Annotated in this window: 12 protein-coding genes; 1 reads left to right on the plus strand and 11 read right to left on the minus strand. The window is 65.3% G+C overall.

Features of this window, described 5'->3' with window-relative positions:
* Positions 1 to 95: 95 nt before the first annotated feature.
* From AB0H49_RS22590 to AB0H49_RS22610, 5 genes are all read right to left on the minus strand, one after another.
* A complete protein-coding gene (locus AB0H49_RS22590) occupies positions 96 to 2339 on the minus strand; it encodes a glycoside hydrolase family 3 C-terminal domain-containing protein (protein WP_357254082.1) in 2244 nt (747 codons plus the stop codon).
* Positions 2336 to 4561, minus strand: coding sequence for a family 78 glycoside hydrolase catalytic domain (locus tag AB0H49_RS22595; RefSeq protein WP_357254084.1), 2226 nt, complete (start codon positions 4559 to 4561; stop codon positions 2336 to 2338). The genes AB0H49_RS22590 and AB0H49_RS22595 overlap by 4 nt, the downstream gene beginning before the upstream one ends.
* A gap of 3 nt (positions 4562 to 4564) precedes the next feature.
* Complete coding sequence (locus AB0H49_RS22600; RefSeq protein ID WP_357254086.1) at positions 4565 to 4699, minus strand: hypothetical protein; 135 nt, start codon at positions 4697 to 4699, stop codon at positions 4565 to 4567.
* Between the two features lie 361 nt (positions 4700 to 5060).
* The gene (locus AB0H49_RS22605) at positions 5061 to 5981 is read right to left on the minus strand and encodes an alpha/beta hydrolase fold domain-containing protein (RefSeq protein ID WP_357254088.1); all 921 of its coding nucleotides are present in this window, start codon (positions 5979 to 5981) and stop codon (positions 5061 to 5063) included.
* Between the two features lie 33 nt (positions 5982 to 6014).
* Positions 6015 to 6527 (minus strand): phenolic acid decarboxylase, encoded by a 513-nt coding sequence (locus AB0H49_RS22610; protein WP_357254090.1) that lies wholly within the window; start codon positions 6525 to 6527, stop codon positions 6015 to 6017.
* 47 nt (positions 6528 to 6574) lie between these two features.
* Here AB0H49_RS22610 and AB0H49_RS22615 point away from each other — a divergent pair, with 47 nt between their 5' ends.
* The gene (locus AB0H49_RS22615; RefSeq protein ID WP_357254092.1) at positions 6575 to 7045 is read left to right on the plus strand and encodes a MarR family transcriptional regulator; all 471 of its coding nucleotides are present in this window, start codon (positions 6575 to 6577) and stop codon (positions 7043 to 7045) included.
* 129 nt (positions 7046 to 7174) lie between these two features.
* On the opposite strand, the gene AB0H49_RS22620 is transcribed toward AB0H49_RS22615, so the two are convergent.
* From AB0H49_RS22620 to AB0H49_RS22645, 6 genes are read right to left on the minus strand one after another with little or no spacing between them, the layout of a single operon-like run.
* The gene (locus tag AB0H49_RS22620) at positions 7175 to 7843 is read right to left on the minus strand and encodes a hypothetical protein (RefSeq protein WP_357254094.1); all 669 of its coding nucleotides are present in this window, start codon (positions 7841 to 7843) and stop codon (positions 7175 to 7177) included.
* A gap of 26 nt (positions 7844 to 7869) precedes the next feature.
* Entirely contained in the window at positions 7870 to 8829 is a 960-nt protein-coding gene (locus AB0H49_RS22625; RefSeq protein WP_357254096.1) for an MlaD family protein, read from the minus strand.
* The gene (locus AB0H49_RS22630) at positions 8826 to 9887 is read right to left on the minus strand and encodes an MlaD family protein (RefSeq protein ID WP_357254098.1); all 1062 of its coding nucleotides are present in this window, start codon (positions 9885 to 9887) and stop codon (positions 8826 to 8828) included. Before AB0H49_RS22630 ends, AB0H49_RS22625 begins: the two co-directional genes overlap by 4 nt.
* A complete protein-coding gene (locus AB0H49_RS22635; protein ID WP_357254100.1) occupies positions 9884 to 10990 on the minus strand; it encodes an MlaD family protein in 1107 nt (368 codons plus the stop codon). Before AB0H49_RS22635 ends, AB0H49_RS22630 begins: the two co-directional genes overlap by 4 nt.
* Positions 10990 to 12018 carry an MlaD family protein gene (locus tag AB0H49_RS22640; RefSeq protein ID WP_357254102.1) on the minus strand — a complete coding sequence of 343 codons (1029 nt, stop codon included), beginning with the start codon at positions 12016 to 12018 and terminating at the stop codon, positions 10990 to 10992. Before AB0H49_RS22640 ends, AB0H49_RS22635 begins: the two co-directional genes overlap by 1 nt.
* Entirely contained in the window at positions 12006 to 12956 is a 951-nt protein-coding gene (locus tag AB0H49_RS22645) for an MlaD family protein (protein ID WP_357254104.1), read from the minus strand. Before AB0H49_RS22645 ends, AB0H49_RS22640 begins: the two co-directional genes overlap by 13 nt.
* Between the last annotated feature and the right edge of the window lie 38 nt (positions 12957 to 12994).

Genomic DNA, 12994 nt, shown 5'->3' on the forward strand with positions numbered 1-12994 from the left:
CGGCCATGCGCACCCGGCCCCATTGGCCGGAGGGAAGATGATGAAGGGGACTCCGAACCGCAGTGCGGCGGTAGGGGGCGCGAAGTACGGGCAGGTCAGACGGACACCTCATTTGTGTGGGTCATCGCCATCAGCGAATCCAGGGCACCCCCCGGAACGCTGAGGCCGAGGATGTTGGCGATCTTCTGCATGGGCAGGGACCCGAGCATGCGCAGCGCCTGCGGTTGCACGACCGCGGCGAGCAGTTCGGACTGCAGCGTCTCCAGCAGCGCCGGTCCGACGATCGGGTGGTCGAACCACTCCTGCAGCGTGGAGCGCAAGGTGAGTTTCCGGATGATCCGATCGCCGACGAGCACCACGGTCCCCTCGGCCTCGACGGTCAGGGCGTCGCGGCCGAGAATCACCCGGTACTCGCCCGGTGTGACGACCCAATCGGAGAGCTCGATGTCCCAGTAGGCGAACGCACGGCGCTCCAGTACGAGTTCGACCTCGACCGACTCGCCCGCGCGGACGTGAACCTTCGTGAAGGCGCGCAGCTCGCGGGCGGGGCGCTGAACTTCGCTGCGGCCGGTCGGATCGACATAGATCTGCACGACGTGGGCGCCATCGCGATCGCCGATGTTGTCGATGATCAGACGGACGCGGGCCTCGTCGTCTCCGGTGGCAACCACCACGAAGTCGCGCGCGCGGAAGCTCGTGTAGCTCAGACCGTGCCCGAACGGGTATCGAACGGGCACTCCCCTGGTGCAGTAGGACCGGTACCCGACATGCAGGCGCTCGCCGTAGACGACGTGCCCCTGCTCGCCGGGGAAGTTCCCGAACGCGGGGGTGTCCTCGATCCGGAGCGGAATGGTCTCGGCGAGCTTGCCGGACGGATTGACGACCCCGTAGAGGATGTCGGCGATCGCACTTCCCCCGGCCTGGCCGAGGAGGAATCCGTCGACGATCGCGTCGACCTCGTCGTGCCATCCCTCCAGGCTCACCACCCCGCCGTGCGACAAAACCACCACCACGTTCGGCGCGACGGCGCTCACGGCGCGGATCAGCTCGATCTGCGCCGCGGGCAGGTCGATCGTCACGCGATCGAATCCCTCGGACTCCTCCGCTTCGCTCAGGCCGGCGAAGACGAGGGTCACTTCGCTGGCCCGCGCGAGCTCGACGGCTTCGTCGCGAAGGGAGTCCTCGTCGCCGGTCTCGTCCAGCGGGAATCCTGGCGCGAACTCGACTGCGCGCCCGGCGTGCTCCGCGAGCGCCTCGAGGAAGGAATCCACCCGGGTGGCGTTGACATGCGAACTTCCACCGCCCTGGAATCGGGGGGTCCGCGCGAACTCACCGATCACGGCCACCCTGGTGTCCGCCGCGAGTGGCAGGGCGCCCTCGTTCATCAGCAAGACGGCGCTCGACGCCGCCGCCTCCCGCGCGAGGCGGTGGTGCTCGTCGTGGTCCACCGAGCCGGGCGCGCCGCCGCCATACTTCGCAAGGCCAAGCACCCGCTCGACGCTCCGGTTCAGGTCCGCTTCGGCGAGTTTACCGGCCTCCACGGCCTGCGTCAGCTGCCGGACGCTCCTGCCGCCGGTGGCAGGCATTTCCAGGTCGAGTCCGGCTCGCACCGCGGCGACAGGGTCGTGGACGGCTCCCCAGTCGGAGATGACGGCACCGCCGAAGCCCCACTCGCCGCGAAGCACATCGGTCAGGAGCCAATGGTTCTCGGAACTGTAGACCCCGTTGATCTTGTTGTATGCGCACATCACGGTGGCAGGCTGCGCCTGGGTGATGACAAGTTCGAAGGCGGGGAAGTAGATCTCGCGCAGAGTGCGCTCATCCACCTCGGCACTGACCCGCATGCGGTCGGTCTCCTGATTGTTGGCGGCGAAGTGCTTCACCGAAGCCCCGACGCCAGTGCTCTGCAGACCGTTCACGTAAGCCGTCCCGAGAACTCCCGACAGGAGCGGGTCCTCGGAGAGGTACTCGAAGTTGCGTCCGCACAGCGGCGAGCGCTTGATGTTCACTCCGGGCCCGAGGACGATATCCACTCCTGCCGAACAAGCCTCCCGCCCGAGGGCCTCGCCGATCTTCTCGGCGAGGCCCGGATCCCAGCTCGAACCGAGCGCGACCGCGGGCGGGAAGCACGTCGCAGGAAGGCTCGGCTGCATGCCGATGTTATCGCCGCCGTCCTCCTGCACCCGCAGCCCGTGCGGGCCGTCGGAGAGGCGGACGGTCCGCACTCCGGCGTCCTCGATCGAGTGCGTAGACCACACGTCGCGACCGGAGAGCAGGGTCGCCTTCTGCTCCATGGTCAATGCGGAAAGCTCTACCGTTCGGTTCCGCGTCTCGGTCATCGTCCCGCTTCCTCCTCGACAGATACTTCGTGGGCGCCGGACCGCAGCACGCGCAGGCTTCCGTCCGGTAGGTGCAGATCCGCTTCGACGCCGTCCGGCACCACGCACTCGATGGTGATCACGGAATCGCTTTCGCGGCGCCAACCGCACTCGACAGCACCGTGCGGCGTCCGGAGTGTGCCGCGTGCCCAGTCCAATCCCGGTCCCGGAGTCGGCTCCAGACGCACGCGCGAGTACCCGGGCGCGGCCGGCCGGATACCCGCCACGCACTGGTAGAGCCAGTCGACGACCGCACCCAAGGCGTAGTGGTTGAAACTCGTCATCGCGCCCGGATTGACGCTGCCGTCGGGCAGGAGCGAGTCCCACCGTTCCCAGATCGTGGTCGCACCCATTCCGACGGCGTAGAGCCAGGATGGCAAGCCGTCCTCCAGCAGCAGCCGGTACGCCGTCGACACGTGCCCGGTCTCGGTGAGTGCCCAGGTGACGTAGGGCGTCCCAGCGAAACCGGTCGCGACACGGAAACCGCCCTCCTCGACCAGTCGCGCGAGCCGCGCCCCGGCCAAGGCGGTCTCCGCGGCGTCCAACAGCCCGAAGCGGATGGCGAGGGCGTACACGGCCTGCGCATCGGAGTGGATCCGGCCATCGGCCTCGACGTAGTGGCGGCGGAAGGCGTCGCGGGTGCGCCGTGCGAGCTCCTCCCACTTCCCTCGATCCTCATCGAGCCCCAGTTCGCCCGCGGCGGACGCGGCGAACCGCGCGGTGCGATACAGGCAGGCGGTGGCGACGACGCCCGAATCGGCTTTCGCGGCCAGCGGGCGGTCGGGCGGCGCAGTCGGGTCGAGCCAGTCGCCGAATTGGAATCCCGTGTCCCACAGTCCGTTCTCGGACAGCCGGGGAAGGATCGATTCGAGATGGACGACGAGAGCCGGGTAGTGCTCGGCCAGGCGATTCGCATCGCCGTACGCCCACCAGAGCGCTTCGGGCACCCATGCTGCGGCGTCTCCCCAGATCGCCGTGGGGCCGAGGATGGCGGCGTGCGCGCCCAGCGCTTCCCTCGGCACGAGCTTCAGCACGTTGGGGACGACGAACGGGACGTAGCCGGCGCGCTCGGTCTCGGCGCGCAGGTCGAGCAGCCAGCTGTGCAGCAGGTCCGCGCAATCGAACTGGTAGCACGCGCTCGCGGCGTACACGGCGATGTCGCCCGTCCATCCAAGTCGCTCGTCGCGTTGCGGACAGTCCGTCGGCAAGTCGAGGAAATTGCCCTTCTGCCCCCACACGGAGTTCTCGACCAGGCGGTTCACCCGAGCATCCGAGCATTCGAAGAAGCCCGTGCGCGTCATCCGGGAATGGACCACGACCGCCTCGATGGCATCCCCGCCGAGTTCGCCTGGGAATCCGGTGATCTCGACGTATCGGAATCCGTGGAAGGTCAGGGTGGGCTCGAACACATCGTCGCCACCGGAGAGCACGTAGACATCTGTCGCGCGAGCACCGCGCAGCGGGCGCAACGCGAGCTCCCCGTCTTCGAGGACCTCCGCGTGTCGCAGTGTGACCTCGGTGCCCACGGGTCCGGTGACCCGGAGTCTCGTCCAGCCCACCAGGTTCTGCCCGAAGTCGATGAGCGTCTTGCCGGAGGGCGATGTCCAGATCCTCGAGGGTGCGAGAATCTCCTGACGCTCAATGGGCGGCTTGATCTGCGGCACGAGCGCGGACCGGTCGAACTCCTCGACGGTGACGCCGAGCGAGTGCGACGCGGCAGACGCATCGATCCGCACGCCGTCGTAGAGGCTGTTGTCCGAGACCGGCGCAGTCCTCGCCTCCCACCCCGGTCCGGTCGAGAGGCGCTGTATCCGCCCACCCTCGTAGGTCAGCTCCAGCTCGCCGACGAAGCCGATCGTCTTTCCGTAGTCGAGCCCCAGCCCCTCGAAACCCAGCTTGCCCCGCCACCACCCGTTCCCGACCAGCACATCGAGGCGCGATCCATCGCGGATCAGGGACAGCACGTCGTATTCCTCGACCGGCAGGCGCCATTCGTACGCGCTCCACCCGGGTGCGAGCACCCCCGCGCTCACCGGCTCACCGTCGATCCGCGCCTCGAAGACGCCGTGGGCGGTGCCGCGAAGCACGGCTCCGACGAGAGGCTCTGCGGAGTCGAGAGCGATGATCGTACTGAGGACGAAAGCCTCGCCATCCGCTGTCAGCAGCTGTGCGCTCTCGAGCATCGGTCACGCACCCGCCTCGGCGAAAGCCTGCTCACGTCGCTTGTCGCGCCGTTCTGGCTGAGCATCGAGGTCGGAGACGGTCACAGCGTGGAACAGTCGCATCACAGCCGCGCCCGTTGCCGCCTTCCACCGGAACATCGTCGGTCCCATCCTTGTCGCTATCGACCGGGCTTCGCGCCGGCTCCTTCTGGGAACCATACCCGAAAACCACCCAACTGGATGACTTTCGCTGAACAATTACATATGCCCATCCCGACCCGGAGCGCGAGCCCCGCAAAACGCGCTGATCGCGAACAGGGGTGTAGCCGAGAGCCGAAGCCGCCGGTCCCGCGGAGTTTGCGAACGGTGTTGCAGCCCGACCCGTCACCGTCGGTCCCGCGAGCACCTCGGAGCCACTTCGAGACGGGAAACCCGACACCGCCATTCGGGGAGCGACCACCCCGTCGTAGAGCGCAGCGACGCAGGATGGAACCCGCCGATGAGTCGGACAGTGCGCCGATCAGGGACGCTGCGCCGTGTCGGCCAAGGCGCGGCGGACTTGTTCGACGAGCAGTCTGTAGACGTTCTCCGTGGTGGTTCGGCTGCTCGGGTCATAGAGGTTGTAGGCGTGATCGACGTCAGGGACGTCATAGTGCAGCGCCAATGCCCCTGCTTGTCGCAACGCGTGCGCGAATCGCACGCCTTCGTCGCGTAGCCGGTCCAGCGCGCAGGTGATCACGACGGCGGGGGCGATCCCAGCGATGTCACGGGAGTTCTCGCCCCATGCGGGCGAAGCCAATGCGTCGCGGCGCGTGGGCGGGTGGGGAATGTAGGCAGCGTTGAAGATTTCACACAGCCAGGGCGTGATCATGGCTCGCGGCGCCTGTGCGTTCTTGTCTTTGCCCGGGGTGACCAGATCCAGTGGTGCGTAGTGAACGACCTGCAGGCGCAACGGCGGCGTGCCGAGGTCACGCACGAGCCGCGCCGCGCCCGCGGCGATGGCGCCTCCCGCGCTTTGGCCACCGACGCACAATCGCGTTCCATCCCAGTCCCGCCCAGTCGCGGCGGCCCAGCTCAGTACGTCGTAGGCCTGTTCGACGGGAACTGGGAACCGATGGGCGGGAGCCAAAGCGTAATCGACGTTGAGGACGGCGATTTCAGCGTGCACAGCCAGATAGCGACACCATGGATCGTCTTGCTCGTAGTCACCGAGGACAAATCCGCCACCATGGAAGTTCACGTATATCCCGCGGGCGGGGGCGCTCCGCGGTGGGTGATAGACCGTCGCACGCACATCGCCGTGGCGGGTCGGAATGGCCAGTTGCGTCGTGGCCGCCGTGAGATCGTCGAAGCGAAGCGCGTGGGCGGGTTCCAGGCGCTTGACTCGTTGAAGGAGCCGCGCCGCGAGGTCAGCGATGAAGGGTGCGGACAGAGCCGACATCCGAGACTCCCAGGCCAAGGTGATCGCGCGGCATCAGCCTCGCCCCACAGGGACCGGCGGGGGCGCGTCGATCACCGATTCGTCGTCCACGCCGATGTACTCGAGCGAGGCGATGGTGGCGAATTCGGGCACGACGTGGACCGGGTATGTGGGCCCCTGATCGCGATAGGCGCGCATCGAGTCGAGGTGATCATTCTGGAACAGAACGGTTTTCGCCGGGTTGTCGGCAACCCAGCGAGGGAAGAAGATCGTTCCGTGCAACCGCCGTTGGCCGGGCATGACATTGACCACGACCGAGGTCCCGGTGGGCTCATGCCAGGAAATCTTGTGGACGCCGTCGGCGAGCTGGACCAAATCGACAGTCTGGTCACGAACCCAGCGGCCGCCGACCATTCCCGAGTGGATGCGGTAGTCGATAGTCGTGGCGTTCTTGACATACATCTCGTAGGTCCAGCCGTTGTCGTAGGTGTAGATGAACCGGTACCCGATCAGCGTGGACTGTTGAGGCGCCTGGCCATCGACTACCGCGGCGGGGAGTTCGCTCATACAAGTAGTATTGTCACAAAATTATTTTGTCGCAAGGAGTATTTGGCGTGACGGAGATCATATCGTCGGCGCGGGAGTTCGCCCAGCTGCTCGGCCCGCTTCGGCGTGCGGTGCTCAAGACGACTCGGCAGGCCGCAGGGCTACCCGACCTTTCCGAGCCACAGATCGAGGTACTACGCCTGCTGTCGGACGAGGGACCGGTGGCGCCCTCTCGCATAGCGACCGCCTTGCAGATGGCCCCCTCCACGCTGAGCAATCTGCTCAAGGCGATGACCGACGCAGGGTTGATCGAACGCGCCCGACGAGCCGACGATCAGCGGCGAGTCGACGTCGCGATTTCGTCACTCGCCCGGGAACTGCTGGAAACCTACGACGCGACCAGCCTGCGAACCATCGAGAACTTCCTCGACGACCTCGCCGACCATGAGCAGGCGGTCTTCGAGGCGGCTGTCCCGATCTTGCGCCGCATGTGCGCCACCTTCGCCACCACCACCGAACACGCCGCGAACCACGACTAGAGCCCCCAGGTGCTTGGATTCCGGAGTATGCCGCAGAGCCCGCGACGCGGAAGCCCGCGTCTCGACGGGACTGGTGCATCGGTTACACCAATCGCGCGACAACGCGCCGGGCCAGGCCATTCGATGGCGCTACTTCACTGGCAGTGCGCCATCCAGGCCACCGACGTCGGTGATCTTCCAGTCGGCGTTCCTGTCGACGGTCAGCGAGTAGGTCACGGTCGTCTGGACACCATCCGGGGTCTGCACGCTGGTCGAGGTGACGTTGAGGAAGACGTTCACCTTGTAGACGCCATTGGCCTCGGAGATCACCACGGCCGTGATCGGGGCCGCCTTCGAGGTCCATTGCAGTGGCAGGAGAATCTGTTCGAGCTGCGGGGAAGTCGCGTCGAACTTGGCCGCGAGCTGCGGGGTGGTGTTGGCTTTGAGCTCGTCGAACCACGTTTTGGTGTCTCGGTAGTCGATCGTCGATGCGCCTACCGCGTAGTCGGTGGCGACTTCCTGCGCGCGCCCCGCATCGGCGGTACGGGAGTCGCGATCGGCGAGGTCGCCCTTCACCCCCGTGTAAAGGACTGCGAGCGTGCAGATTCCGGCAACCAGCGCAGCGATGACCGATGCGACAACCACCGTGGACAGTCGAATCGCGATGCTGCGCGGCTGATGAGCTCCGCCGTCGCGATCGACGCTGTCGCCCGATACAGCCTTGACAAGAAGGTCCGTGTCGCTATTGCCGGTCCGTGTCGAATCGGTATCGACGTCGTGGTCGGCGGCCGATGTGCCCATGCCGAATATCTCCTTCACGCTGGATTGTGCAGGACCTGCGCGGTTCATTTCAGGTCGATCCGCAAATGAACAGCTCCGTCCGCGCCGACGGAGTTGACCGCCTGGGTGATCAACGTGCCGATATCGATGCCGCCGGCAGCGTTCGTCATATCGGCGACCAACGGTTGCAGTACCGGGGCCAGTTCAGCGATGCCGGGCCCGACCTTGTCGAGGAATTCGTTGAGCTGCCGCAGGAACGGCACGAGACCATCACCGGTGGTGAAGTCCTCGGCGGCGCGCTTGGCGACCAGCCCGTGGCCGGCTCGATCGATGGATTCGTCCAACCTTTCGGCGAGTTTCAGCCACTGCGAACCCGCGGCCTGCAACGATGGGCCCACCCACGCTATGTCGGTGGAGATGGATTGCAGATCGGCGAGCAACTGCCGGATCTGGTCGGAGCGACTGAGCAATGTCGCCGCGAGCAGCTTCGTCGACCGCTCCAATCGCGGGACTTCCGAGGCGGTGCCCTCGATCGCGGTGGAGAAGCCGTCCACCAACGAACGCACGATCGTCGGGTCCAGTTGGTCGATCAACTCGACGAGCCGCAGCGACAGATCTTGGATCGAGACGGGCGCTTGCAGTGCGCGTGTGTCGATCACCTGGTCGTCCTCGATAAAGGGGCCCTGGTCGCGCTGCGGAATGAACAGCAGGTAGGGCTCGCCCAGTGCGGACAAGTTCTCGATCCGCAGAGTACTGGCGACCGGAATCCGGTATTCGTGGTCGATCCGGATCTGCGCCTGGACACCGCTCGCGACCTTGCGGACCGAGGTGACCTTGCCGACCTCCACACCGGTGAGCAGCACCGGCGAACGCGGTCCGAGCCCACCCGAGGTCGGCAGTATGAGCTCGGCCGTGACGAATTTCGCGAAGGGATCGAACTTCAGGACGCCGAATGTCGTATACGCGATGCCGAGGGCGAGCACGACCACGATCGCGCCGAGCGACACCACAGATCTCAGGCTCACCGTACGGCTCCGATCATGCGCAGCGCTTCGACGATCTGGTCGGTCTGCTCCGTTTCCGACACTCGCGTCGCGGTCACATCGACCTTCGGTCCGAGCGCGGCGAATGGGATGAGTTTGTTCTGAATCAAATCCACCAGCTTCTTCATGTTGGACGAAGCGGAAACATCCAATGGATTGCCGGAGAACAACACCGGGACAACCGATTTCGCTACCCCGTCCAGACCTGAGACCAGCGGGGCGAGCCACACCGCATTGCGCGCGATGGGACCGAGCAGTGTCGTGATCACGATGATCTGCAGCACGGAGTCGAACACGCTCACGACATGGTCCCTGCCGTCGTCGGTGAGCATCACGTTCAGTTTCTCGCGGTTCTCGACGAATACATCGGTGGTGGCGATCATCCCGTCGAGCAAATTATCGACGGATGCGAGATCGGCGGCGATGTCCTCGATGTTCTGTCCGAGGACATTGAAAGTGTGCGCGGTGCGCGCCGGATCCTCGGGCAATACGGCATCGAGCTGGCGCACGATGTCCTGGAAGCTGTCGACCACGCCGCTACCGATGGCCGATGCGAGGGCCGCCATGGTGTCCTCTATTTGAGGGGCCTGGGAGGTCTGCGCCAATTCGATTGTCGCGCCAGGCATCAGCACCGAACTCGACGTGCCGACGGCTGTCGCGAGGGCGATGTGGACATCGCCGAGCGGAGTCGCCTGGCGCAGTTCGGCAGTCGTGCCCGTCGGCAGCCGCACCGACTCCATGATGTTCACGTGCGCGACGACGTACCCTGCGCCTGCCTCATCGGCTCGGCCGGGGCTGCGGATCTCGACGCCGGTGAGGTTGCCGACCTCCACGCCGTCCGCCATGACCTTCGCACCTCGCGGCAGGTTCAGCACATTGGCGAAATGGATCTCGAGCGGATAGGTGTCTCCGGATACCGTCGTCCCGGGCACCGGGATCGCCGCCGGATCGAAGGCGCAACCGCTGATCGTTACCGAGAGCACGATCGTGGTGGTGATGGCGGCAGCCCACCGACGCCGCACGGCCGTTTTCCGCCTCACCGCGCACCAACCGATCCGAAGACGAGCTGGGCTGCCTGGATGTTCACCAGTCCGTTGCTCGGGTCAGCGGTGCACCCGCCCGGAGTGATCGCATTGATCGCCGCACAGACTCGAGCGGCATCCGGTTCGGATATCGCGACCCGTGGCGGTGCGTAGGCCAGCGATATGCGCTGCGTTTCGGGGTCGACCGCTCCGGTGAAGGCACCAGCGATCGCGGGTGCCATTTGGACGACCGCGCGCAGTTCGGCAACGCCCGCGGACAGCATTTGCGGCAGATTCTCGACGGCATCGAGGCGGCGCAACAGCGGTCCGCCGAACATGATGGTCAGATCGTTGAGCGCGGGCAGCAGATCCTGCAACTTGTCGACCGAGGCGATGATCTGCGGCAACGATCGCTCCGCGATGTCGAACAACGCCTCGGACATCCGCGTCACCGCCAATTCGATCTCCTCCCAGTTGTTCTCGGCGCTCCGCAACAGCGTCGCGAGGGCATCGATGGTCGCGCCGAGATGCCCGATCGCAGCGTCCGGCGAATTCAAGGCTGAGCCGAGCTTGTGGATGAGCTCGTTCACGGACGCCGCGGTGCCATCTGTCGCGGTATCGAGGGCTTGGAGTCCGCCGATGATGAGATTTCGATGTGACGGATCGTCAGCGCCGTTCAGCTGGTCTGCCAGATCGCCAATGGCAGCGAATGTTTGCGTCAGGCTCTTCGGCGTTACCGTTTTCGTGATGCACCGGGTGGGTTCCCAGCTCGGTCCCGTCGGTGCCGTTCCGATGATCGCGAGCCGCCGGTCCGCGATCAACGTGTCCGACACCGTGGCCGCACCCGCGTCCGGTGCGAGCTTCCGGTCGGCGGGCAGATCGAATTCCACTCGCGCTTTATCGCCCTCCGGGAGGACGCGGGTGATTCTTCCTTCCGCAATTCCCAAGATGGACACCGGACTTCCCTCGAACAAGCCGATGCTGTCGGGCATCAACGCGCAGTAGCTCCGCATCTTCGGCATGGGCCTGGCTACCTGGAACCCGATGGACGCCACCGCCGCGAGGAGGACGATCAGCCCGAACGACAGGAATCCGCGCGAGCCGAGCATTCGCTTGAACATCAGCAGGCCCTCCCCGGCATCGGGATACACAGCGCAGGTGCGGGCCGAACCGATCCCGAGTGGTCGATCGCCAGGCCGCCCGACGGAGAAACCAAGGGAGTGATCTTCTCGCCCAGTGTGTGGACCGAGTCGAGCAGTGTCTTCAGCTTGGTGACCAACTCCTCGATCGGAGGTATCGAGTCGGCGAGCGGCCGCGCCATCGGTTCCAGCGTGGTATCCCAGGCTCGACCGAGCGGCGCGAGGCCCGTCACCACTTGTTCCAGCGAAGTCAGGGTCGACTCGGTCTGATCGATGTTGGCCAGGATCAGGTCTTCCAGCAGCCGTATCGAGTCGATGATCCCCTTCGTGATCTCCGGATGATCGCGCAATGTCGACAGGTACTCGTCGGCGACGGCAACCGCGCGGGAAACGTCGGCGTTCTGCTTGTCCAGGACGTCGACGATGCTGTTGACACCGGTCGATACCTGGTCGAAGGATTTCGGGCTGTCCTTCAATGCCTTCTGCAGGGCACCGAGATTGTCTCGCAGAACGCCGCCGTCGATCTGCCGCACCGGTTCGATCGCGTCCTGGAAGAGTTCGGTCAAGCTGTACGGAAGGATCACACGATCGGCTGGAATCGGTTCGTCCAGTGCGTCGATGCCTGCCGGAACCAATGCGATGTAATGCCCGCCGACGATGGTCAGCATTCGAATGTCGATGCTCGTCTGTTTGCCGAGGAACACGTCGTCCTCGACGGTGAATCGCATCTCCACGTGATCATCCTTGGCCGTGAGAGTTTCGACGCTCCCGACGGCGATGCCTGCCAACCGCACCTCGTCGCCGACGCGCACAGCGGCGGCGTCGGCCATCAGCGCTGTGTAGGTCCTTGTGCCGAAATCGATCACACGCGCCATTCCCAACGCAGCGGCAACCACGAGCACCGCGGCCAATCCCGCTATTCCCCATCGCAGGTCGGACTGCGCCCGTGACTTCCCTTCGGGAGCCTGTGGCTTCCAGCGAATCCGATACCACCGGGTCAGCGTTTGCACAATGCGATCCTTTGTCCACGGATGAGTACCTGCAGGGGTTGCGGCGCCTCCGCTGCGCCGTGCGCGCAGGAGGTGTCGGCGACGCTGTTCGGAACCGCGGCTGCGAGCGACTGGATCACACCGGGCAATCGATCCATCGTCTCGACCAGTCGCCGCGGATCGGGTATGGCGTCGCGGATCAGCTGATCCAGGTACGGATTGGGGTCTCCGGTCAGGCCGAGCGTATTCAGCAGGCTTCTCACCGGTTCGAGCACCGGCGGGATGATCTCGCCGAATTCGACCAAGCCGGGCAACTTCTGGTACAGCGCGGTGAACAGGTCGATCAGCTGTTGGACCAGTGTCATCGTGTGCGTCGACTTGCCGCCCAGGTCTCCGGCGATTAGACCGAGGTTGCGCACCAAGGTCGAGATGACAGCCTGACGATCCTTGACGTGCTCGCTCAGCTTGCCCATGGCGTCGAGCGCGGGGCCGAGTCCGCTGCCATCACCCTCGATGACCGCCAGCATGCTGGTGGCGAACTTGTCGATATCAGCGGGCGACAGCTCTGCCAGCACCGGTTGCAGACCGTTGAACAGGCGGGTGATGTCGAATGCCGGAACCGTCTGATCGGTACCGATGACCTCGTCGGCAGGATGCTCTACGCTCGGTTCGGGTAATTGTCGGATATCCAGATACCGCTGACCGGACAGGTTCTGGTACCTGATCGCGAGTGTCGTGTTGGCGAAGATCTCGTAATCGTCAGCGACCGTGAAGCGGATTCTAGCGTTCGCGCCATCCAGCTTCAGTCCAGTGACCTTACCCACCCGGACGCCGTACATACGGGCGTCGTCACCGACCTTCAGACCGTTCGCATCGGTGAAAATGGCGGTATAGCTTTCGGTCTCGCGCCCGACAGGACGGGAGACGATCTGCAGGACGGCCACCAGGAGCACGACCATCACGGCTCCGAACCCAACCACTCGGAGAATCAGCGAGG

This window comes from Nocardia sp. NPDC050713, from assembly GCF_040654315.1.
Classification (GTDB): Bacteria; Actinomycetota; Actinomycetes; order Mycobacteriales; family Mycobacteriaceae; genus Nocardia.